General features: G+C 71.0%; 17 protein-coding genes. 10 read left to right on the plus strand and 7 right to left on the minus strand.

Annotated elements, in window-relative coordinates:
* Positions 1–26 precede the first annotated feature (26 nt).
* Positions 27–2,273 (minus strand): hypothetical protein, encoded by a 2,247-nt coding sequence (locus tag ACFWGD_RS08505; protein WP_377778220.1) that lies wholly within the window; start codon positions 2,271–2,273, stop codon positions 27–29.
* Between the two features lie 16 nt (positions 2,274–2,289).
* Positions 2,290–5,844, minus strand: coding sequence for an indolepyruvate ferredoxin oxidoreductase family protein (locus ACFWGD_RS08510; protein WP_377778221.1), 3,555 nt, complete (start codon positions 5,842–5,844; stop codon positions 2,290–2,292).
* A 272-nt stretch (positions 5,845–6,116) separates the two neighbouring features.
* On the opposite strand from ACFWGD_RS08510, the gene ACFWGD_RS08515 reads away from it, so the two are divergent.
* On the plus strand, positions 6,117–6,599 hold the full coding sequence (locus ACFWGD_RS08515) for an Lrp/AsnC family transcriptional regulator (protein WP_377778223.1): 483 nt from the start codon (positions 6,117–6,119) through the stop codon (positions 6,597–6,599).
* Positions 6,600–6,602: 3 nt separating this feature from the next.
* Here ACFWGD_RS08515 and ACFWGD_RS08520 read toward each other — a convergent pair whose 3' ends face one another.
* The 4 genes from ACFWGD_RS08520 to acnA form a co-directional block, all read right to left on the minus strand.
* Positions 6,603–7,391, minus strand: coding sequence for a glutamine amidotransferase (locus ACFWGD_RS08520; RefSeq protein WP_377778224.1), 789 nt, complete (start codon positions 7,389–7,391; stop codon positions 6,603–6,605).
* A 9-nt stretch (positions 7,392–7,400) separates the two neighbouring features.
* The gene (locus tag ACFWGD_RS08525; RefSeq protein ID WP_377778225.1) at positions 7,401–8,144 is read right to left on the minus strand and encodes a glutamine amidotransferase; all 744 of its coding nucleotides are present in this window, start codon (positions 8,142–8,144) and stop codon (positions 7,401–7,403) included.
* A 160-nt stretch (positions 8,145–8,304) separates the two neighbouring features.
* Positions 8,305–8,871 carry a TetR/AcrR family transcriptional regulator gene (locus tag ACFWGD_RS08530; RefSeq protein ID WP_377778226.1) on the minus strand — a complete coding sequence of 189 codons (567 nt, stop codon included), beginning with the start codon at positions 8,869–8,871 and terminating at the stop codon, positions 8,305–8,307.
* 126 nt (positions 8,872–8,997) lie between these two features.
* Positions 8,998–11,790, minus strand: coding sequence for an aconitate hydratase AcnA (acnA, locus tag ACFWGD_RS08535; protein WP_377778227.1), 2,793 nt, complete (start codon positions 11,788–11,790; stop codon positions 8,998–9,000).
* A gap of 288 nt (positions 11,791–12,078) precedes the next feature.
* Between acnA and ACFWGD_RS08540 the strand changes: the two genes are divergently transcribed.
* The 6 genes from ACFWGD_RS08540 to ACFWGD_RS08565 all read left to right on the plus strand — a co-directional run bounded on the left by ACFWGD_RS08540 (position 12,079) and on the right by ACFWGD_RS08565 (position 18,845).
* Positions 12,079–12,579: a DUF6676 family protein gene (locus ACFWGD_RS08540; RefSeq protein ID WP_377778228.1), complete on the plus strand. Its 501-nt coding sequence runs from the start codon at positions 12,079–12,081 to the stop codon at positions 12,577–12,579.
* 484 nt (positions 12,580–13,063) lie between these two features.
* Positions 13,064–14,737, plus strand: a complete 1,674-nt coding sequence (locus tag ACFWGD_RS08545; RefSeq protein WP_377778229.1) for an NlpC/P60 family protein — start codon at positions 13,064–13,066, stop codon at positions 14,735–14,737.
* 42 nt (positions 14,738–14,779) lie between these two features.
* Positions 14,780–15,763, plus strand: a complete 984-nt coding sequence (locus tag ACFWGD_RS08550; protein WP_377778230.1) for an AAA family ATPase — start codon at positions 14,780–14,782, stop codon at positions 15,761–15,763.
* Positions 15,760–16,671: a DUF58 domain-containing protein gene (locus tag ACFWGD_RS08555; protein WP_377778231.1), complete on the plus strand. Its 912-nt coding sequence runs from the start codon at positions 15,760–15,762 to the stop codon at positions 16,669–16,671. Before ACFWGD_RS08550 ends, ACFWGD_RS08555 begins: the two co-directional genes overlap by 4 nt.
* Complete coding sequence (locus ACFWGD_RS08560) at positions 16,668–17,645, plus strand: VWA domain-containing protein (protein WP_377778232.1); 978 nt, start codon at positions 16,668–16,670, stop codon at positions 17,643–17,645. The genes ACFWGD_RS08555 and ACFWGD_RS08560 overlap by 4 nt, the downstream gene beginning before the upstream one ends.
* Before the next feature lie 108 nt (positions 17,646–17,753).
* The gene (locus tag ACFWGD_RS08565; RefSeq protein WP_377778233.1) at positions 17,754–18,845 is read left to right on the plus strand and encodes a ferrochelatase; all 1,092 of its coding nucleotides are present in this window, start codon (positions 17,754–17,756) and stop codon (positions 18,843–18,845) included.
* On the opposite strand, the gene ACFWGD_RS08570 is transcribed toward ACFWGD_RS08565, so the two are convergent.
* Complete coding sequence (locus ACFWGD_RS08570; protein WP_377778234.1) at positions 18,830–19,690, minus strand: hypothetical protein; 861 nt, start codon at positions 19,688–19,690, stop codon at positions 18,830–18,832. The genes ACFWGD_RS08565 and ACFWGD_RS08570 overlap by 16 nt on opposite strands.
* Before the next feature lie 183 nt (positions 19,691–19,873).
* Here ACFWGD_RS08570 and ACFWGD_RS08575 point away from each other — a divergent pair, with 183 nt between their 5' ends.
* The 3 genes from ACFWGD_RS08575 to ACFWGD_RS08585 all read left to right on the plus strand — a co-directional run bounded on the left by ACFWGD_RS08575 (position 19,874) and on the right by ACFWGD_RS08585 (position 22,727).
* Entirely contained in the window at positions 19,874–20,722 is an 849-nt protein-coding gene (locus ACFWGD_RS08575; RefSeq protein ID WP_377778235.1) for a DUF3097 domain-containing protein, read from the plus strand.
* Between the two features lie 105 nt (positions 20,723–20,827).
* A complete protein-coding gene (locus tag ACFWGD_RS08580; RefSeq protein WP_377778236.1) occupies positions 20,828–21,265 on the plus strand; it encodes an NfeD family protein in 438 nt (145 codons plus the stop codon).
* Between the two features lie 4 nt (positions 21,266–21,269).
* On the plus strand, positions 21,270–22,727 hold the full coding sequence (locus ACFWGD_RS08585) for an SPFH domain-containing protein (protein WP_377778238.1): 1,458 nt from the start codon (positions 21,270–21,272) through the stop codon (positions 22,725–22,727).
* The last annotated feature ends 239 nt before the right edge of the window (positions 22,728–22,966 follow it).

Below are 22,966 nucleotides of genomic sequence, written 5' to 3' on the forward strand. Positions count from 1 at the left end.
ACGTCACCGGGGGTGGATCGACCCAGTCACAGCCGACCCCCGTCGGCGGCGAGCCGGGCGACGCCCGACTCGTCGGAGATCGTGGCGAACACCGCGCGGTGCGGCGGCGACAGGCGGATGGTCACCGCATCGCCGTCGACCGCATGGTCCAGGGCAGAGATCATCGCGCCGAGGTTCGCGTCGACGGCGCTCGGGGCGTGGACGTCGTCGCTCACCGCCTCCTCGTCGTCGCCGGCATCCCTCGACCATCCCGTGCGGTCGTCGAGAAGCCTCACCTCGACGCCCCTCGACCGGGCATCCCAGATCGCCGTGCGCAGCGCCGGGACGTCGAGAAGCGGGGAGCGCAGGACGTCGCGCAACCGCAGCTCCGTCAGCCGGGCCCGCAGGCGCAGCCGGTCGGTCGCCGGATGCACGACCCGCGCGGCGTCGATGACCGGCCGGATCTCGCGCTCGAGCCACGAGAGATTGTCGCGGCGGCGCTCCTTCTGCTCGACGGCCGTCGCGGCGTCGGCGGCCGCGGCCATCTGCTCGGTCCGCGCCTTGGGCAAGCGCCGGAAGAAGAACGCGACGCCCCAATTCACCAGCGCGGCGGCGGCGACGAGGATGGAGAAGCTGAGCACGGTGACGGCATCGATGTCGGGGGCCGGCGCTCCGGGGACCCTGGTGAGCACCTCCGCGATGGTCGCCGCCGACAGCACCATGAGCAGCGCGCCGCCCGGGCGACCCCGGATGGCGACCAGCGAGGCGAGCAGGGCGATCATGTTGAGGAAGATCAGCCGCTCCCATTCCCCGACGAACGCGATGACGTGCTGCCACTGCCCGATGGCGGCCAGCAGCGCGGCGACCGCGACCAATCCGGCGGTGCGCACCCGCGACAGAGTCGGACCGTCGCCGGGCATGAGCAGCAGGACGGCGACGATGATCAACGCCAGGTAGGCTAACTCCGCCCACCCGAAGAAGTGCCCGCCGGCGAAGTTGATCAGGGCCACGACCAGGACGATCATCAGGCCGAACTGCCAGGAGTAGACGATGTTCATGCCGAGGATCGACGTCAGCGGCTCATCGTTGGCGCCCTCCGGCAGCGGGGGCTGGACATCGGCGCGGTCCTCGCCGGCCCACGACAACGTCACCTCGGTGCCGCGCCCGGGCATGGAGCTGACGTCGGCCGAACCGCCCTCCACCGACGCCATCCGGCCCAGCACCGAAATGCGCAGGCCGGCGCGCGTGTCGTCGACGTCGCTCAGCCGGAACCCCTCACCGTCGTCGGAATAGACCACGCGGACCGAGGCATCGTCCACGTCGATCGCGCAGCGCCGGCGGGCGCCGGCACCGGCGTGCTTGGCGGAATTCCGGGCGGTCTCGGCCAGCGACAGCATGAGGTTGGACACCATCGGCTCCGGGTACTCCGTGCTCTCGCTGCCGCACCTGCGCTCGACGATGACGTCGCAGTCGGGCGATTCCCGGTGGACGCATTCGGCGATCATCTCGATGAGCCGGTCGGCGCCGACCCCGCTGGCCGCGGCGAGCCCGGACCCGAAGCGCAGGTCCACGGTGCCCGTCGGCTTCAGGCCGCCGGAGATCGCGGCCAGCTCCGACAGCACGTGGTCGTGGACGAGCGCCGTGAAGCGCGTCATCTCCTTCTCCCTGGCGCGCAGCGTCGCCGCCCGGGCGTGGTCGCGCCGAGCCCGTTCCTCCACCGAATCCGTCACGCGCGACACGCGCATGGCGGCGGCGGCGAAGACGACGAACGCGAAGGTGTTGATCAGCGAAAACCCGATCTCGCCGGTCAGCTCATCCCATTGGGTCCGCCCCTGCAGCATCGCGTTGGCCAGCGTGACCCCGCCGACGGTGAACACGAACCAGGGCAGGCCCAGCCGCAGCGGCACGGTCAGCGCGAACGCGACGGCGGGCACGCCGACGAAACCGGTGAACCAGATCGCCGATCGGGGCCCGGCGTCGCCCTGTGCCAGCGCGATGACCACGAGCACCATGGCCATGGGCACGGAGAACCCGGCGATGCGGTTGGCCAGGATCATCGTGGTGCTGCGGCCGGTCATCCACGCCAGGAACATCAGCAGGTTGGACACGGCGAACATCAGCGCCGTCACGGTGGGGAACCAGTGCTCCAGCCACAGCGAGCCGGGATAGCTCAGGGCGATGCGCTCGAACAGCCACAGCGGCCACGCGCAGGCCATGGCCAGCGTGGCCGCCTTGAGCATGCCCGCTTCGATGGTGTCATCGGGCCGCCGCAGCGCTGGCCTCCGTACGGTCATGGCCCCATCTTAGGAATCAACGCCGCGCCGGCGACATTCCCAGCGCCTCCACGAGGGGAGCCGCGGACCGTTCCTTGATGTCCTCGTAGCCCCGCACGGAATCGGCGAGCTCGGCGAGGGTGGTGGCGTCGGCAAGCAGCTGGTGCTTGACGACGTCGTCGGCCTCACCCTCCATGTCGGCCGCCAGCCCGAGCAGTCGGGCGCGGTAGGCGTCGCGGAGATCGCGCTCGAAGCGGCGGGCGGCGGTGCGCCCGAAGGGGTCGAAGGCGGTGCCGCGCAGGCCCTTCGCCCGGGTCAGGGCGCGCAGCGCGGGCCGGGCGGCGGCGCCCATCCGGATCTTGCGGTCCCAGCCCAGCGCCCGCAGGAAGGGCGGGTGCAGCAGGAGCTTCACGTCGGCGCCGTCGCCGTACTCGCCGGCGACGTCGTCGAGGAATCCGGTGTCCAGGGCGAGGCGGGCGACCTCGTACTCGTCCTTGTAGGCGGTGAGCTTGTGCAACCCGAACGCCGCCGCCCGCAGCAGCGACGTGCTGCGCGGGGCGACCGAGCGCTCGGCGCGGGCGATGGCGGACAGGTCGTCGACGTAGTCGCGGGCATCGGAGACGCCGCCCCATGCCTTGAGTTCCGCGGCGCGCAGTGCGATGGATTCGCGCAGGTCGGCGGGCAGCCCGACGGGCAGGCCGCCCTCGGTGGCCTGGCCCAGCGCATCGTCGACCAGGTGCTTGGCCCACGCGGGGGCGGTGGTGGAGCCGGCCTCCTTGCCGGCGCCGGGCCGCGTGCCCAGCGCCGCGGCGATCGCCTCCGGGGCGGCGACGAGCTGACGGCCGCGGCGGAATGCCTGGATGTTCGCGTCGACGGCGATGCCGTTGGAGCGCAGGGCGTTTTCCACCGCGGCAGGCGAGATGGGCAACGCGCCGGCCTGCACCGCGGCGCCGAGCAGGAGGGTCGTCTGCACGGTCGCATCGCCGAAGAGGCCGCGGGCCACCGCGGCGGCGTCGGCGGTGACGGCACGGGCGGCGGAGCGGCCGATCGCGCCGGACAGGGCCACCCCGTCGGGGCGCTGCGCGCGCACATCGGTGCACATCACGCCGGTGGGCGTCGACGTCGACGACACCACGGCGGTGGTACGCGCCGCACCGATGACGGACAAGTTCGCCGGGTCGGCGGTTGTCAGCCCGTCGCAGGCCAGCAGCAGATCGGCGGCGCCGGCGGGCACGAGGCCCGACTGTTCCAGAGCGCCGTCGGAGATGCGCACGTCGGAGACGACGGCGCCGCCCTTCTGCGCCAGCCCGGTCATGTCCACGCCGCGGACGTGGCGGCCATCCTCGCGCGCCGCGGCGGCGATGACGGCGGCCAGCATGACCACGCCCGTGCCGCCGACGCCGGTGACGCGCACGTTCCAGCTGCGGCCGCCGCCGATGTGGGCGGGCGGGGGATCGGGGAGGTCGGCGTCGTCAAGCAACCCCACCCAGGGACCCGCATCCGCCGAGCCGTCGCGGCCGCGCGCATCCGGGTCGACGGTGACCTCGGTGAACGCCGGGCAATCGCCCTGGATGCAGGAGTAGTCGAGGTTGCAGGTGGTCTGGTCGATGCGGGTCTTGCGCCCGAACTCGGTGTCCACGGGCTGGACGGACAGGCAGCCGGACTTCTCGCCGCAGTCGCCGCAGCCCTCGCAGATGCGCTCGTTGATGACGATGCGCTTCGTCGGCGTCGGCGCCTTCCCGCGCTTGCGGGCGCGGCGCAGCTCCGTGGCGCAGGACTGGTCGTGGACCAGGACCGTCACGCCCGATTCGGCGGCGAGCTCGCGCTGGACGTCGGCGAGGTCGGCGCGGTCGCGGATCTCCACGGCACGGGCGCCGATGCGGGTGCGCAGGGCGCCGCCGAGCTCCGCGCGGGTGCGGGCGACGTCGTCGGTGGTCACGACGATGCGGCCGACGCCCTCGGCCCGCAGCAGGTCCAGGATCCCCGACAGCGGCATCTGGCCCACCGGATCCTGGCCGCCGGTCATGGCGACGGTGCCATTGTGCAGCAGCTTCAGCGTCACGTCGACGCCGGAGGCCACGAGCGCGCGCACCGCCAGCGAACCGGAGTGGAAAAACGTGCCGTCGCCGAGGTTCTGCACCAGGTGGCGCTCGCGGACGAAGGGGCTCATGCCGATCCAGTGCGCGCCCTCGCCGCCCATCTGCGTGGTGCCGGTGACGTCGCCGACGCGGGCGTCGTCCATGAGCAGCACCATCGCGTGGCAGCCGATGCCCGCGCCGACCAGGCTGTCGCCGGTCACGCGCGTCGACGCGTTGTGCGGGCAGCCGGAGCAGAAGTGCGGGGTGCGGGCCGGCACGGACAGGGGCAGTGCTTTGCGACGGATCGGCGCGGCAACCGGCGCGTCGTGCGCGATCCCGAGGCGGCGCAGGATCGGGGGCAGCGCCGCGGCGGCGTCGCGCGCGGGCTCGAGGCCGGGACGGTGGTCGGATGCGTACAGCGCCGACTGGACGGACTCGAGCAGGAAGGTTCCCTTGTCCTCGACGACGACGATCGCCTCCAGGCCGGCGGCGAAGTCGGCGATCTGCTCGGGGTCGAGCGGCCACGTCATGCCCAGGCGCAGCACGCGCACGCCGTCGGGGGAGCCGAGGTCGCGCAGGGCCTCCTCGACGGCCAGGGCCGGGGCGCCGGCGCAGACGATGCCGAGGCGGTCGCGGTCGCCCTCGTGGAGCACGCGGTTGAGGCCGCGGTCGCGGGCGTAGGCGCGGGCGCGGTCGAGGCGGACGCCGATGCGCGAGGCCTCGAGCTCGTGGAGGGTCGCGCCGAGCGTGCGGGCCGAGGGCGAGTGGCCGTCGGCGGGCGGGGCGGGGGCGACCGGCGGCCCGTCGAGGGTGACCGTGGAGGACCCGTCGGCGACGGCGGCGGTGACGCGCAGCGCCGTCCACAGCCCGGACTCTCGGGACATCCAGGCGGCGTGGATGCCGAGCTTGACCACTTCGGCGGAATCCGCGGGCACGAGCACCGGCATGCCCATGTCCGCGAGCAGGCGCTCGGAGGACGAGGGGACGGTGGAGGACTTGGCGAAGGGATCGTCGCCGACGATGGCCACCGCGCCGCCGGTCGGCGAGGTGCCCGCCAGATTCGCGTGGCGCAGGGCGTCGACGGAGCGGTCGAGCCCCGGCGCCTTGCCGTACCAGTAGCCGACCACGCCATCGATGCCCGAGCGCAGGGTGCCGGCGCCGGCCGCCAGCTGCGAGCCGGACACCGAGGTGGCGCCGAGTTCCTCGTTGACGGCGGGCAGGTGCACGACGTAGAGCGGATCGAGCAGGTCCTTGCGGCGGGCGAGCTCGAGGTCGTAGCCGCCCAGTGGAGAGCCCTCGTAGCCGGAAATGAACGACGCCGTGGTCAGCCCACGGGCCCGGTCGGCCAGCGCGCGATCGCGCACGGTGCGGACCAGGGCCTGAATGCCGGTGAGGTGCACGGTGCCCTTGTCGGCGGTGAGGCGCTCGGCGACGATGTCGCGCGCGCCGGGGCGCTTGCCGGGGTCCGGCCGCGTGATGTCGGGGTGCAACGGGGGAGGCAGCATCGTGGTCATGGCGGTTCACCTGTCGTCCTTCGCCCGCGTCGGTGGCGCGGGGTCGTCGTCGTGCCCGCCGCCTCGTCCGGCGACGGGGAGGAACACCACTGGGTTTGTGGTGCCCGTCACGCTAGGGTGTGATGTGCGGCATAGTCACGGGTGCCCAGCGAAATCGGTACCAGGTGGGCACCCGGCGCACCGTTTCCCGCCCTCACCCGGGCACTTGGCCCACTATTTCCGCGAAACACCGGATATGCGGACATAAGGGCTTGACGACGAAAGGACCTCCCATGCCCGCCCGCAAGCCCCTGGACAAGCTGGACGTCGACCTGCTGCGGCTCGTCGTCGAGGAACCGAGGGCGGGCGTGCGCGAGTACGCCCGCAGGCTTGGCGTGGCCCGGGGGACGGCGCAGTCGAGGCTGGACAAGCTCATCGAATCCGGCGCCATCCCCGACTTCGCGCCGGCACTCGACCCGGCGACGCTGGGTTATCCCCTCAATGCCGACGTGCACCTGACGCTGCGGCAGGCCGACCTCGACAGCGTCGTCGCCCGCATCGCGGAGATCCCGTTCATCCTCCGGGCGGATTCGGTGGCGGGCACGGAGGATCTGGCCTGCCGGCTCGCCGCCCGCGATCACGCGCACCTGGAGGAGATCTTCTCGGCGATCATCGCCATCGACGGCGTGGAGCGGATGCGCTCGGAGATAGTGCTACGCCGGCGCATCCCGCACCGGATCCTGCCGCTGCTCGGGGACCTGCGCCGCAACGTCTGACGCTTACCCGCGGTGCCCCGAGTGTCCACCATGGCCCGGGTTACCACCATGCCCCGAGTGCAGGCGCGCGAAGTTGTGCAGCACCCGGGCGGACCGGGCGACGTCGAAGCGGCGGGCGTCGGCGACGGCGCGATCATTGCCGCCGGGCTGGTAGTAGCCGTGGTCGGCGTAGATGCGCAGGCGCTGCTCGAAGGCGTCGGCGTCGAGCTCGGGATGGAACTGCGTGGCGTAGGCGTTGGGGCCCAGTCGGAACATCTGCACGGGGCACGACGCGCCGGTGGCCAGCAGCACGGCCCCGGCCGGCAGCTCCTCGATGGCCTCCTTGTGGCCGACCATCGCGTGGAAGCTGCCCGACAGCCCGTCGAGCACCGGATCGGCGGCGCCGTCGTCGGTCAGTGAAATCTCCACGACGGCGGCCTCCTCGCCGTGCTTGCGCGACACCCGCCCGCGCCCGACCGTGCCCAGCAGGCCGATGCCGTAGCAGGCACCGAAGAAGGGGAAGCCCGTGTCCAGAACCTCGGTCAGGAGGTCGTCGAACCAGGCCTCGACCTCGAGCTGCACCGCCGGCTTGGACTCGTCGGAGGCGTTGAACGGGCCGCCGCCGACGATCACGCCGCCATAGCGGGACAGATCCAGGTTCCGGGGCCGCTCGCGCTCGAGCCGCAGCTGGTGGAGCATCGCTGGCGCGAGCCCCGCCGCGCGGGCGAAGGACAGCTGCTCGGCGTGCGCGGCGGCATCCTCCGCGCGCGTCGACAGCAGCAGAAACGGCTTCGCGGCGGCGGTATCGGACATGGGCCCAGATTATCGGGCCGACCGCGCCCGGCAGTAATCGATGAATTCATGCAGGATCTGCTCGGCCGGGCCCAGGTCGGTGGCCCGGACGATGCCGGAGATTTCCTCGACCTCCTCCGGCTTGAAGTAGCCGGCGTCCATGTAGAAGCCCATGCGGCGGATGATGCCTTCGGCGTCCATCTCCGGATGGAACTGCGTCACCCACGTCGACCCGTTCGCGCGGTAGGCCTGCACGGGGCACGTGGGCCCCGTCGCCAGCAGCACGGCTCCGGGCGGCAGTTCCGCCACGGATTCCTTGTGACCGGTCAGGCCCGTGAAGGACGTCGCCAGCTTGCCGACGATCGGATCCTCTGCGGCCTCTTCCGTCAGAGTGACCTGGCTGACGCCGACGCGCTCGGGATGGGACCGGTCGACCCGGCCACCGCCGGCGAACGCCGCGAAGCTGTTGCCGTAGCACAGCATGAGGGTGGGGATGGGGGAGACCAGCAGCTCGTAGAGCTGATCGTGGACGTGCTTCTGCAGCTCCGAATGCACCAGATCGGTGACGTTGAAGGGGCTGCCGCCGACGAAGACGCCGTCGAACCCCGACAGGTCGGGCAGCACGTCGGACGTCGAGGTGAGCGGATGGTGGACCAGCCGGTCGGCGGGCAGGCGCGTGCCCCGCAGGAAGTCCTCGTACTCGGCGACGGCCACGTCATCGCCGTCGCGCAGCGCCACCAGGAGGAAGCGCCCCTCGTTCTCTCGCCCGTTCATGACTAGACAGCTTAGTTCAGATTAGTTTGCGGAGGTTAATCGGGTGCCCGCGCCGGCGGGGCGGTGTCACATGGCCGTCGCAAAGCAAAACAGCCCGCCCCCGCACAATGCGGGGACGGGCTGCCATGCGTACCTCAAGGCGAAGCGCCCTACGCCGGGGCTACCGCGGCCGGCGGACGGACTCCTCGATCAGATCAAGGACCTCGTCCATGCCTTCGGTCGACCGGCCCGTGGCCACCCGCGTGATGATGCCGTCGAGCATGAGCTCCAACAGCAACCGCAGGGCCTCGGGGGAATAATCGTCTCGCAGCGACCCCGACTTCGCGCTGTCGCGCAACCGCGACTGCAGCGCACCGTCGAGATGCTCCTGATGGGCCAGCCACTGACGCCGGAACTCGGCATCGGTGCGAAGGCGCCCGACGATCTCCAACCGGGTGCCCAACCACTCGTGCTGGTCGGGATGGGCGACGACGTCGCGCATCACCTCGACCAAACCCGAACTGGCGGTCACCTCGGCCATCCGGTCGGCATCCTCCTCCGCCAAAGCGAGGAAGAGGCCTTCCTTGGAACCGAAATGATGGAAGATCGCGCCACGGGACTTGCCCGTGGCCTCCTCCAACCGGGAAACGGTCGCCCCGTCATAACCGAACTTCGCGAAACAACCGCGCGCACCCTCGAGGATTTCACTCCGCCGGGACGCACGGGCCTTGTCACTGACTCTCGGCATATGGGGCCACCTGCAATCCTCTCCGACCAAACACCGGGGGCCGGGCGCGGACGGCGGAACACCGTCCGGCCCGGCCCCGATGCCCGATCAAAGGCGGGTCGCCCCCTCCGCGAGGAGGGGAGACGACTAGCCGTTGATCATGTTGCGGAGCACGTACTGCAGGATGCCGCCGTGGCGGTAGTACTCGGCCTCACCGGGCGTGTCGATGCGGACGACCGCGTCGAACTCGATGGTCTCGCCGCCGTCCTTGGTGGCGACGACCTTGACCGTCTTCGGCGTGGTGCCCTCGTTGAGCTCCTCGATGCCCGTGATGTCGAAGGTCTCGGTGCCGTCGAGGCCCATCGACTTCCAGGACTCGCCCTCCGGGAACTGCAGCGGGATGACGCCCATGCCGATGAGGTTCGAGCGGTGGATGCGCTCGAAGGACTCGGCGATGACGGCCTTGACGCCCAGCAGCAGGGTGCCCTTGGCGGCCCAGTCGCGCGAGGAACCGGTGCCGTACTCCTTGCCGCCCATGACCACCAGCGGCGTGCCGGCGGCCTTGTAGTTCTGGGCGGCGTCGTAGATGAACGACTGCGGCGCACCCTCCTGGGTGAAGTCGCGGGTGTAGCCGCCGGTCACGCCGTCGAGAAGCTGGTTCTGCAGGCGGATGTTGGCGAACGTGCCGCGGACCATGACCTCGTGGTTGCCTCGGCGGGCGCCCAGCGAGTTGTAGTCCTTGCGCTCGACGCCCATGGAGTCGAGGTACTGCGCCGCCGGGGTGCCCGGCTTGATGGAGGACGCGGGGGAGATGTGGTCGGTGGTGACCGAGTCGCCCAGCGCCGCCAGGACGCGGGCGCCCTTGACGTCGGACACCGGCTGCGGCTCCATCTCCATCTCGTCGAAGTACGGCGCCTTGCGGATGTAGGAGGACTTGTCGTCCCACGCGAAGGTCTTGCCCTCGGGGGTCGGCAGGTTCTGCCAGCGCTCGTCGCCCGCGAAGACGTCGGCGTAATCCTCGTCGTACAGCTCGGAGGTGATGCACTCCTCGATGACCGACTCGATCTCCTCGGTGGCCGGCCAGATGTCCTTCAGGAAGACGTCGTTGCCGTCCTGATCCTTGCCCAGGGACTCGGTCTCGAAGTCGAAGTCCATGGTGCCGGCGATCGCGTACGCGATGACCAGGATCGGGGACGCCAGGTAGTTCATCTTGACGTCCGGGTTGATGCGGCCCTCGAAGTTGCGGTTGCCCGAAAGCACCGCGGTGGCGGCGAGGTCGGCCTCGTTGATCGCGGCCGAGATCTCCTCCGGCAGCGGGCCGGAGTTGCCGATGCAGGTGGTGCAGCCGTAGCCGACGAGGTAGAAGCCCATGGCCTCCAGGGCCGGCCAGAGACCCGCCTTCTCGTAGTAGCCGGTGACGACCTGCGAGCCCGGGGCCATGGAGGTCTTGACCCACGGCGCCGACTTCAGGCCCTTGTCCGCGGCGTTGCGCGCCAGCAGGGCGGCGCCGACCATGACGGACGGGTTCGAGGTGTTGGTGCACGACGTGATCGAGGCGATGGAGACCATGCCGTGATCGAGGACCATGTCCTTGCCGTTGTAGGTGGTCTTGATCGGGCTGGACGGACGGCCCGCCGCACCCAGCGCGAGGTTGGCGACCCCGGCGTCGTCGGAGAAGGACATCTCGGCGCCGCCCTTGCCGGCGTTGCCGCCCTCGGACACGTAGTCCTGGACCTCGCCGTCGCCGGAACCGTTGGTGTAGTTGTGCAGGTCCTTGCGGAACTGCTCCTTGGCGGAGGACAGCTCGATGCGGTCCTGCGGGCGCTTCGGGCCGGCGATCGACGGGACGACCGTCGACAGGTCCAGCTCGAGGTACTCGGAGTACTCGGCCTCGGGGGTGTTCTCGTCCAGCCACATGCCCTGGGCCTTGGCGTAGGCCTCGACCAGGTCGACCGACTCCTGGGAGCGGCCGGTCAGGCGCAGGTACTTGGTGGTCTCGCCGTCGATCGGGAAGATGGCCGCCGTGGAGCCGAACTCCGGGGACATGTTGCCGATGGTGGCGCGGTTGGCCAGCGGCAGCTTGGAGACGCCGGCGCCGTAGAACTCGACGAACTTGCCGACGACGCCGTGCTGGCGCAGCATGTCCGTGATGGTCAGCACGACGTCGGTCGCGGTGACGCCGGTGGGGGTGTCGCCGGTCAGCTTGAAGCCGACGACGCGCGGGATCAGCATGGAGATCGGCTGGCCCAGCATGGCGGCCTCGGCCTCGATGCCGCCGACGCCCCAGCCCAGGATGCCCAGGCCGTTCTGCATGGTGGTGTGCGAGTCGGTGCCGACGCAGGTGTCCGGGTAGGCGACGCCCTCGTTGTCGAAGACGGTGCGGGCCAGGTACTCGATGTTGACCTGGTGGACGATGCCGGTGCCCGGGGGGACGACGCGGAAGTTGGAGAACGCGCCGGTGCCCCAGCGGAGGAAGCGGTAACGCTCGTCGTTGCGCTGGTACTCGATCTCGACGTTCTTCTCGAGGGCCTCTTCGTTGCCGAAGGCCTCGATGATGACGGAGTGGTCGATGACCATCTCGGCCGGGTTGAGCGGGTTGACCTTGTCCGGGTCGCCTCCGAGGGTCTTCACGGCCTCGCGCATGGTGGCCAGGTCGACGACGCAGGCGACGCCGGTGAAGTCCTGCATGATCACGCGGGCCGGGGTGAACTGGATCTCGATGGACGGCTCGGCCGACGCATCCCAGTTCGCGACCGCGTTGATGTGGTCCTCGGTGATGTTCGCGCCGTCCTCGTTGCGCAGCAGGTTCTCGCCGAGAACCTTGAGGGCGTACGGAAGCTTCTCCATGCCGGGCACGGCGTCGAGGCGGAAGTAGTCGTAGGACTTGCTTCCGACCTCGAGGGTGGCCTTGGCGTTGAAGGAGTTCTTGCTTTCAGTCACAGTCTGCTCCAAATCTATGCTCGGGTGGTGCGCGCCGCGGGCCCTGCACACGAGTGGGCCCTGGTGGCACTTGGCGCGAACGCGTCGCGAGGGGCACCTTTCGCGCATGTGGATCATGCGGTGCACCGCGGTCCGGCTCGACCTCCCCCAAGAATAACAGTACGGGCGTTCTGTTGCACCCACCCGGACACGGCGCGCCGGAGCGCCTTACCCGAATTCACCCCCACGTGACGGCATGATGGTGGGGCCCGAGGGGGCACCACACGACCGGGAGGAAGCCACGAGACGATGAGCGACGCCAACACGATGTATCTGGAGAACCTCGACGCCGGCACCGTCGCCGAGTCCCTGCGCGCCGATCCGATCGCCACCGCGAACCCGGACCTGGAGGCCGTGCTGCGCCCGGTGGTCGACTCCGCGGCCGGGCGGGGAGTGGAGGACCTCAAGATCGTCGTCGTCGACCGCGACCCGCAGGGCTTCACGGATCTGCGCAATTTCGCCAACGAGCTCGTCGCCGAGGATGGCGGCACCGTCATCGTCCGCGCCCCCTTCTCCGTCGCGTCTTCCTCCGACCAGATCCCGCGGGCCGCGTTGGAGCTGGCCGGCCACGAGATGATGGAGGAGCCCCGGAAGTACCCGGAGGGTTTCGACGCCTTCATCGAGACCGCCGGGTCCTACACCGTCCCGTGGGTCGACTACAGCCTCATGGCCGGCGCCGCCATCGCGATCGTCTTCGCGGCACTGATGGCCTACTGGTGGATCCGCTCGCATCGAAGCGGCGCCCAGTAGCGCCCGGTAGCGCCCGACAGCGCCCGGTAGCGCCCGACGGCTCCCCGTAACGGATCGGTAAACGCCTTAACGGATAGTTAATGCGATATACCCATGCCCGGCGTTTTTCCAGAGTCAAGCCGAGCGCCTTGACGCAAGGCAAGCCTGGTTACTTGCTTTTCGACGTCTCAGCGAGCCGACACGCGCCCTTAAGGGTATTTTGTGACGAACATCACACTATTCGAACACATTGTGGAAACGGCTGCGTACCGCACGTAACGAATCGGTCACGGATTTTGCGGCGCGCGTTTCACCTGTGACTCATGTGTTCTCGGGGGTCGCTGTGTCGTAGCGTGCCAATTGTTACCCGGGATGTACGTGTTGCCTTCCGGGGCGCGCACCGCCGGGTGTGGCGCCGGCTTCGGCCGTCGACCGATTCGGGCAATGGGGAAGTTGCCCGTCGAATCTCCGCACCCGGCCCATTTCGCTGAGCAAGGAGTCGAAGGTGGCAGAACGCCGGACGTCCCGGACCCGCCTCGGGTGGGCCCGCCCCATTGCCGGAGCCATGATCGTCGGGCTGATGGTCTCGCACGCCCCCGCGGCGTCGGCGCAGCCGTCGGGCACGGGTTCGCATGCCGAATCGTCCGCGGACGCCACGCTGCAGGCGCTGGTCGCGGAGGTCACCGAAAGCGAGCGCCGCGTCGGCGAGCTCGAGCTGAACATGGGCGGCCTGCGCGAAAACGCCAACCGCGCCTACGTCGATCTCGGCGAGGCCCGCGGCAAGGCGGAGCGCGCCCGCGGCGCCGTCGACGAGGCCAAGCGGACCTTCGGCGACACCCGCGACGAGCTGCTCGGCGCCCAGGGCACCTTCGACGAGATGGCCCGCGCGGCGATGCGCCAGGGATACTCGCTGCCGTCCGCGCTGGGCGGCGCCCGCGATTCCGCCGAGCTGCTCGACCGTTCGTCGACCCTGCGCCGGGCCGCGGACAAGCAGGGCGCCGTGGTCGAGGGCCTCGACCGCGCCCGCACCGAAGCGGCCAATGCCGAGTCGACGCTGCGCAAGGCCCGCGAGGCCGCGGAGACGGCGGCCACGGAGGCCGAGCGCCTCCACGGCGAGGCCGAGCGAGTGTTCAAGGAAGCCGAGCGCCTGCTCGCCGATGAGCGGCTCGCTCACGCGGCCGCCGTCATCGAGCGCGACGCGGCCCGCGCCGCCCTCGACGCCGCCCGCACGGCACTCGACGCCTACGGCCGCTCGGGCGGTTCCAGCGACGGCCGCAGCGAAAACGACGTGGTCACCGAGGCCGCCGATGACGCGCGATCCGGCGTGATCGACAACGGCGGCGCCACCGCCGACGATGCCTCCACCGACCAGGCCACCGACCAGGCCACCGACGACGCTACCGGCGACGAGCCGACCGTCACCGCCCGCCCGGGCGAGTCCGGCCGCCAGACCACCGCACCGACGACGCGTCCGTCCACCGCGCCCACCACGACGACCGCTCCGTCTCAGGATTCCACGGAAGACTCGACCACCGACTCGACCACGGACACCACCACCGACTCCACCGACTCGACGACGGACTCGGCCAACGACTCGACGGTGGGCGGCACCTCGGGCGGGGACGCCGGGACGTCGGAAAGCAATGGCGGAACCACCGGCACCGACGGAACCTCCGACGGCACCGGGACCAACGCGACGACCGTGCAGACCGCCACCCCCGCCAACCCGGAGTCGGCGACGCCGTCGGCCGGAGACCGCGCCGCGAAGATCGAGACGGTCATCTCGCGCGCGATGGCGCAGGTGGGCACCCCCTACGCGTGGGGCGGCGGCGACGCCAGCGGCCCGACCAAGGGCATCCGCGACGGCGGAGTCGCAGACGCCCACGGCGACTACAACAAGGTCGGCTTCGACTGCTCCGGCCTGACCCTCTACGCCTACGCCGGCATCGGCATCACCCTGCCGCACTACACCGGCTACCAGTACCAGCGCGGCACCCACCACCCGGCGTCGGAGATGCAGCGCGGCGACCTGATCTTCTACGGCCCCAACGGCCACGGCCACGTGGCCATCTACCTGGGCAACGGCCAGATGGTGGAGGCCCCGCAGTCCGGCTCGACCGTCCGCGTCACCGCCGTGCGCTACAACGGCATGACCCCCAACGTCGTTCGCCTCGTCTAATCTTCCGGGGAGGACCGCACACGAGCCACAGGAGACGACAGCGTGAACGACACCCCGGCCACCGACGCCCCTGACCTGAGCAGGGTCCTCGCCGAAATGAGCCAGGTCGTCGTCGGCCAGGAGCACCTGTGCCGCCAGCTGGTCGTGGCCATGCTCTCCGGCGGCCACGTGCTGCTCGAGGGCGTGCCGGGCGTGGCCAAGACGCTGGCGGTGTCCACGTTCGCCAAGGTCATCGGCGGCAGCTTCTCCCGCATCCAGTTCACGCCCGACCTCGTGCCCTCCGACATCGTGGGCACGCGGGTGTTCCGCCAGGACACCGGCGAGTTCATCACCGAGCACGGGCCAGTCATGGCCAACATCGTGCTGGCCGACGAGATCAACCGCGCGCCGGCGAAGGTGCAGTCGGCGCTGCTGGAGGTCATGGCCGAGCACCAGGTCTCCATCGCCGGCGTCTCGCGCCCGGTGCCGGAGCCGTTCCTGGTGCTGGCCACGCAGAACCCCATCGAGAATCAGGGCGTCTACCCGCTGCCGGAGGCGCAGCGCGACCGCTTCCTGTTCAAGGTCATCGTCGACTATCCGACGCCGTCGGAGGAGCGCGAGATCGTCTACCGCATGGGCTCGACGCCGCCGAGCGCCCGGCCCATCCTGGACACCGCGACGGTGCGGGCGCTGCAGAAGAAGACCCGCGAGGTCTTCGTCCACCATTCCCTCATCGACTACGTGGTCGCGGTCATCGAGCTGACCCGCAATCCCGCGCGCGCCAACCTCGACGACGTCGGCCGCTGGCTGGCCTACGGAGCCTCACCGCGCGCGACGCTGGGCGCGGTCACCGCGGCGCGGGCGACGGCGCTGCTCAAGGGCCGCGACTTCGTCACCCCCGCCGACGTGGTGGAGGTGCTTCCCGACGTCCTGCGCCACCGCCTCGTCCTGTCCTACGAGGGGCTCGCCGACGAGGTGACCCCGGAGGCAATCATCGACCGGGTGCTGGCGCGCGTGCGCCTGCCCGAGGTGGGCGCCGGGGCATGAGCGCCCCGGACGTGACCGGGGGCGCGGGCGGGGCCGCCGAGGGAGCCTCCTCCGTCGACCGCGATCTGGGCCGGGTGCTGCGGCATCTGGAACTCACCGTCACCCGGCGCCTCGACGGCCTGCTGCGCGGCGCCTTCGCCTCGGCGGCCACGGGCCCGGGCACCGACCCCGACTCCGCCCGCGAGTACGTCGTCGGCGATGACGTCCGCCTCATGGATTGGTCCGTCACCGCGCGCACCGGCGTCGCCCACGTGCGCGATCCCGAGGCCGAGCGGGAGCTGGAATCGTGGATCGTGGCGGAGTCGTCGCCCCGCTTGACGACGGGATCCGGCCCCACCACCAAACGCCATCTGCTCACGGCCGCCACGGCGGCGGTGGCCCTGCTGGCCGACAATCCGGGCGACCGGACGGGGCTGGTGGCCGACGGCTCGTTCATCCCGCCGGGGCAGGGGCGCGCCCATGCGATGCGCCTGATCTCCCATGCGGCCCGCCACGTCGGCGGTTCCGGATTGGCCACCGACCTGGGCACCCTGCCGTCGCGGGCGCCGCGGGCCGGGCTGGTCACCGTCATCTCCGACTTCCTCGGCCCGGTCGATTGGGCCGATGCGCTGCGGGTGGTGGGCACGCGCACCGACGTGCTGGCCATCCGCCTCATCGACCCCGCCGACGAGGCCCTGCCCGGTGACGGCCCGGTGCGGCTGTCCGATCCGGCGACGGGGGAGATCCTCGAGCTCGACATCGACGACGCAACCCGCGAGCGCTACGCCGACTCCGCCCGCGCGCATTCGGCGCAGGTCACTGCGGCGCTGCGCTCGGCGCGGGCGCGGATCGTGGAGCTGCGCACCGACCGCGACTGGGTGCTCGACTTCGCGCGCCAGATGGCGCCGGGACGGATCGGTGCCCGATGACCGGCGCCTTCGCCCACCCGTGGTGGCTTCTCGCGCTCCTGGTCCCGATTGCGGCGATGGCGGCCCACGTGGTCGTCGACAAGCGAAAGCGCAAGCGGTCGATCGCGTTCGGCAACTTCACCGTCGTGGCCGACGTGTCCGGCCCCGGGCGACCGTGGCTGCGGCACCTGCCCATCGCGGCGCTGCTGGCGGCGCTGGCGGTGCTGGCGATCGCGCTGGCCGGCCCGATGGCGGAGACGAAGGTGGCGCGCAATCGGGCGACGATCATGCTCGTGGTCGACGTTTCGCTGTCGATGTCCGCGACCGATGTCCAGCCTGACCGCTTGACCACGGCGAAGCAGGCCGGCCGCGAGTTCATCGAGTCGCTGCCCGACGACCTCAACGTCGGCCTGGTCACCTTCGCCGGCCGCGCGCAGACGCCCGTGATGCCGACGACCGACCACGACACCGTCGCGCGCGCCCTCGACGGCGCGACGCTGGACAGCGCCACGGCCACCGGCGACGCCATCGCCGCGGCACAATCGGCGATCCTCCAGTTCGGCGAGCAGATCCAGGGACCCGAGGGGCCGCCGCCGGCCGCGATCGTGCTGCTGTCCGACGGAAAACAGACCATCCCCTCCGAACTCGACGACCCGCGCGGCGCGTACACCGCCGCCGACGAGGCGGCCGAGATCGGGCTGCCGATCCACACGATCTCCTTCGGCACCCTCGAGGGGTCGATCTCCGTCGACGGCCAGGTGCTGCCGGTGCCCATCGACGACGAGTCGCTCATGGAGATCGCCCGCCGCACCGAGGGCGGGTTCCACTCGGCCTCGAGCCTCGACGAATTGCGCGACGTCTACGGCGAGCTCACCGACGACATCGGCTACGAACTGCGCCGGTCGGAGAATCCGCGGCCGTGGATGGTCGCCGGCTTCGCGCTGCTGGTCGTCTCCGCCGCGGCGTCGGTGTTCCTGGGCCGCCGCGTGCCGTAAGCCCGGCGGGAGCCCGGCGGGGCCCGGCGAACCGCTCCGCAACGAACCACTGCGCAACCAAGGGTCCCCTTGCTCGACGCCCGGGGCCCGCGGATTAAGCTGGCCCCCATGACTGACGCCGCCCCGACACGCCCCTTCGACGCCATTCTGGTCCTGTCCTTCGGCGGGCCGGAGAAGCAGGAGGACGTCCGGCCGTTCCTGGAAAACGTCACCCGCGGCCGCGGCATCCCGCCCGAGCGCCTGGACGAGGTCGGGGAGCACTACCACCACTTCGGGGGCAGGTCGCCGCTCAACGACCTGAACCGCGAGATCATCGCGAACCTGGAAAAGAAGCTTGCCGACGAATCGATCAATCTGCCGGTGTACTTCGGCAACCGCAATTGGCACCCGATGGTGGAGGACACCGTCGAGGAGATGGCCCGGGACGGCGTGACCCGCGCCCTGGTGTTCGCGACGTCGGCATGGGCGGGCTATTCCGGCTGCCGCCAGTACCACGAGGACATCGCCCGGGCGCAGGAGCACCTTGCGTCGAAGCCGGAGCTCGGGTCGATCGAGATGGAGAAGCTGCGCGGCTTCCACGACCACCCGCTGTTCATCGGCGAGTTCGCGCGCGCCGTGGAGGAGTCGCGGGCGAAGCTGCCGGCCGACCGCCGCGACGGCGCCCGCCTGGTGTTCACCGCGCACTCGATCCCGAACTCGGCCGATGCGTCCTCGGGTCCCGCGTCGCTGGGCGGCAACCTGTATTCGCGCCAGGTCACGGAGGCGGCGTCGCTCATCGCCGAGCAGGTCGGCGCCACGGAGTTCGACGTCGTCTGGCAGTCGCGCTCCGGCCCGCCGCAGGTGCCGTGGCTCGAGCCGGACATCGTCGACCACATCGAGGACGTCTTCGCCGGCGGCACCAACGCGGCCGTTGTGTGCCCGGTCGGATTCATCTCCGACCACATCGAGGTCGTGTGGGACCTCGACTCCGAACTGCAGGACGAGATGGACGCCCATGACATCGTCATCGAGCGCGTGGCCACGCCGGGGCCGACCGAGGCGTTCACCGAGATGATCGTCGAACTCATCCGCGAGCGCACCGACGGCGCCGAGGCCCGGCGCCTGGGCCGCGAACCGCTGCTCGGCTCCGCCTGCGACGGCAAGCCGTGCGCCGTCGACTGCTGCGTTCAGGCCAAGCGGCCGTCTCACGCCCCGGCGTAGTCCGCCGCCCATTCGCGCACCGCGTGGTCGACGGCGGCGACGCGGGCCGCGCGGATGTCGCGCCACAGGGGGATCAGGTGCGGGTCGTGCGCCGCACCGGCGCCGGGAACGTCGGCGCGGCCGACGGTGAGGATCGCCGCCAAACGATCCGCCCGCGCGAGCAGCCCGCCCGCGCGGCGCGGCAGCTCGCCGGGCAATTCCGCGAGATCGAAGTGATCCGTCAGCGTGCCCACCATCAACCGCGGGTCGGGGGCGCCGACCCCCAACCGCGCCGCCGGGCCCGACGCCGAAATATTCGCCGCCGCGCGGCGGGTGGCGTCGGCGAGCATCATGTCCGCCTCGCCGGGGGACAGGTGCGCCGGCTCCGGCAAATGCCCCTCCACCGTCCACCACAACCAGCGCACGCCGCCGGAGCCGACCAACCGGTCGGGCACGAGGACGTGATGCCAACCCGGGGCGGCGTCCGCCAGGACGATGGCCGCACCGGCGCGGGAGGCGGCGTCGTAAAGCTCCGTTCCCGCCGGCAGCATCGGCGCCTCGCCGGGGCCGGAGAGCACCAGCCGCACCGGCGGCTCGGCGTCGCGGGCCCACGCGCCGCCCTCGGTGACGGCCCGGACCAGGCGCAACAGCCCCGCCCGATCCAGCGGCGCGTCGACGTCGACGACGTCGGGCACCGTCGCATCGACCAGCTCCGCCGAATGCGGGCCGCCGACGGCGTCGAGCGCGTCGAGCAAGTGGTCATACGAGACCTGCCCCGTCACCCACGCGCCCAACCACAGGGCGGTGTGCTGGACGGGGGTCCACACCTGATCGACGGCGACGCGATCCACCGGAGGTCGTTCCATGGGACGACACGGTAGCCGACGCGGCCGTCATCCCGGCAACGCCTGCCCGGCCGCCGATCCGGCAACGCCTGCCCGGCTGTCACCCCGCCTGTCACCCCGGCTGTCACCCCGGCTGTCACCCCGGCTGTCACCCCGGCTACGCCTCCCCGGGACCGGCGCCGGGGTCGGCTACCCTGATTCGCCATGAGCTTCCACGACCCCTATGCCTCGCAGGACATCTTCGGCGGCGCCGGCGGCCACGCGCGCCGCAAGGCGATGGTGGCGCCGGAGGTGCCGGCGGAGGAGGGGCTCGTCGTCGAGTCGGCGGTCGACGGGTACGTGGGGGCGGTGGTGGGCTTCGAGAAGCTGCAGGACGCCGACTGCGTCAAGCTCGAGGATCGCCGCGGCAAGGTCCGCGTGCTGCGCATGACGCCCAGCGCGTTCCTCGTCGACGGCCGCCGCGTGACCCTCGTGCGCCCGGCGCCGAAGAAGGCCGATCCTCGTCTGGACCGGTCGGCATCGGGCTCGCGCCGCGTCGCCGACGTGCAGGCGAAGGTCGCCCTGCCCAGCCGGATCTGGGTGGAGGGCATCCACGACGCCGCCATCGTCGAGCGGGTCTGGGGCCACGACCTGCGCGTCGAGGGCGTCGTCGTCGAGCACCTCGAGGGCCTGGACAACCTCGCCGAGCGCCTCGCCGAGTTCGGCCCCGGCCCGGGCCGCCGCGTCGGCGTGCTGGCCGACCACCTCGTCGAGGGCTCGAAGGAGTCCCGCATGACCCAGCAGGTCGGGCCGCACGTCCTGGTCACGGGCCATCCCTACATCGACGTGTGGCAGGCGGTGAAGCCGGCGGCCGTCGGCATCCGCGCCTGGCCCGAGGTGCCCTACGGCGAGGACTGGAAGACCGGCGTCTGCGACCGCCTCGGCTGGGGCGAGCCGCGCGACGGGTGGCGCCGCGTCTACGGCGCCGTCGATTCCTTCCGCGATCTGGAGCCCACGCTCATCGGCGCCGTCGAGCGCCTCGTCGACTTCGTCACCGAGCCCCACCAGGGCTGACGCGCCCCGCTTCCCCCGGGTTTTCCGCTTGACGACGGCCACGTGGGCGTCGTCAAGCGAAATCTTTTTCGAACGGGCATCCGCGGCCTTCTGTAGGCTGGGCGCGTGGCTTCGATCATATGGTTTGGACTGAGCATCCTGCTCGTCTTCCTCGAGCTCCTCATCGGCGATCTGTCGATGCTGATGGTCGCGGGAGGCGCGCTGGCCGCCGCCGGCGTATCGCTGGCCGATACCCCGCTGTGGGTGGACATCGCGGTGTTCGCCGTGACCAGCATCGGCCTGATCGGGCTGGTGCGGCCGGCGCTGCGGCGGAAAATGTTCCGCGGCGTGGACTCCGACAAGGTGGAATCCAACCCGCGGCAGCTGGCCGGGCGGACCGCCTCCGTCGAAGAGGCGGTCGACGACCACGCCGGGATGATCCGCATCGCCGGCGAACTGTGGTCGGCGCGCGCGCTGGTGCCCGGCGTGACATTCTCGCCGGGGGACCGGGTCATGGTCGTGAACATCGACGGCAACACCGCCGTCGTGGACAAGGAGGTGTGAGCCCATGGCGGGAATCATTTTCGCCGTCGTACTCGTCTTGCTCGTGCTGGTGCTGGTGAGCAAGGCGATCATCCTCGTCCCGCAGGGCGAGGCCGCCGTGATCGAGAGGCTGGGGCGGTACACGCGGACGCTGTCCGGTGGGCTGGCGTTCGTCATCCCGTTCATCGACCGCGTGCGCGAGAAGGTGGACACCCGCGAGCGGATGGTCACCTTCCCGCCGCAGGCCGTGATCACCGAGGACAACCTGACGGTGGCCATCGATACGGTGGTGACGTTCCAGGTCAACGACCCCGCGCGCGCCATCTACGGCGTGGCGGACTACATCTTCGGCATCGAGCAGATCACCACCGCGACGCTGCGCGACGTGGTCGGCGGGCTGACGCTGGAGGAGACCCTGACCTCGCGCGACTACATCAACCGCCGCCTGCGCGGCGAGCTGGACGAGGCCACCGCGAAGTGGGGCCTGCGCATCGCCCGCGTCGAGCTGAAGGCCATCGAGCCGCCGCCGTCGATCCAGCAGTCGATGGAGAAGCAGATGAAGGCGGACCGCGAGAAGCGCGCGATGATCCTCACGGCCGAGGGCACGCGCGAGGCGGACATCAAGACCGCCGAGGGCCGCAAGCAGGCGCAGATCCTCGCGGCGGAGGGCAACAAGCACGCGTCGATCCTCGCCGCCGAAGGTGAGCGGCAGGCGACGATCCTGCGCGCCGAGGGCGACCGCGCCGCCCGTTACCTGCAGGCGCAGGGCGAGGCCCGTGCGGTGCAGAAGGTCAATGCCGCGGTGAAGGCGTCGCAGCTGACGCCGGAGCTGCTGGCGTGGCAGTACCTGGAGAAGCTGCCGGAGCTGGCGAACAAGGACGGCAACACCGTGTGGATGGTGCCGTCGCAGTTCGGCGATTCGCTGGAGAGCTTCGCGCGGGCGTTCGGCAAGCCGGACGAGGATGGCGTGTTCCGCTACGAGCCGCCGGCCGTCACCGACGAGGCCCGCGAAGAGGCGGACCGGGACAAGGACGAGGACTGGTTCGACATGTCGTCGAACCCGGAGATCGCGCGTGCGGTGGCCGCGGCCAACGAGGTCGCCAACCGCCCAGTCGAGGATCCGGCGCTGGCGGCGCAGTCGAAGCGCAAGTCGGTGGAGGAGGCGGCCAAGGAGTCGCCGATCCCGGGCGAGGGCGGCCGGGACGCGCAGCGCGGCCTGCCCTCCGGCGACTCCCGCCCCGCGGGTGCTGGTGCAGGCGCGGGCACGAGTGGTGCCGGCACGGCTGCGGGCGCAGGTGGATCTGGTGCCGGCGGCTTCGGCCAGCAGGCTCACCAGCCCGGCCAGCCGGGCCAGCCGGGCCAGACGGGCGGCCAGATTGGGCACTCGGGCCAACCGGGTCAGCACGCTCACCAGCCCGGCCAGCCGGGGCAGCGTCAGACCGACTACCGGTCGGAACCCGGCCACCCCGGATTCCCCGGCTAATCGGCGGAACCCCGGCGGGTGAACCGTCGCGACGTTCACGAGGCGGCGATCGATCTTCGGATCGGTCGCCGCTTTCGTCATTGGGGTGGTAGAACCGCGCCACCTCATCTCCACACCCCAACGTCACTCCGCACCCACCAACATCGCTCTACGCCCGACCCCGGCATTTCACACCCCAACGTCCGCCCCACACCCGTCAACGTCACTGTGACGAATTGGCCCATTTCACACGCGTCACT

It is taken from the genome of Corynebacterium sp. NPDC060344 (assembly GCF_042725215.1).
Classification (GTDB): Bacteria; Actinomycetota; Actinomycetes; order Mycobacteriales; family Mycobacteriaceae; genus Corynebacterium.